The 271-nt window shown below is 72.0% G+C and carries 1 pseudogene; it reads right to left on the minus strand.

Annotated elements, in window-relative coordinates:
* Positions 1-271: pseudogene (locus tag AOK16_RS28630) on the minus strand (hypothetical protein); the annotation flags it as partial.

A 271-nucleotide genomic window follows, 5' to 3' on the forward strand; every position in this document is an offset into this window, starting at 1 on the left:
GCAGGGCCTCGTCCTGCTCGGTGAAGCCGCAGCCGCCCTCCGGCTGGGGGCACCTCTGGCCGGCCGGGCCCGTCTCGTTTGCCGGGCCCCTCTTGTCGGCTGGGCCTCTCTTGCCGGCTGGGCCCTTCTTGTGTGACAGGCCCCTCTTGTTCGCCAAGAAAAGAGCCGCGAGCACCTCGTCACCGTCGGCGACCGGCAGCCCGATGAAGTCGGAGAGCTCGGGGTGAGCGCCGGGCCAGCCCTCGAAGCGCGGGTCCTCGCGTACGTCGGC

This window comes from Streptomyces pathocidini (assembly GCF_001418495.1).
GTDB lineage: Bacteria > Actinomycetota > Actinomycetes > Streptomycetales > Streptomycetaceae > Streptomyces > Streptomyces pathocidini.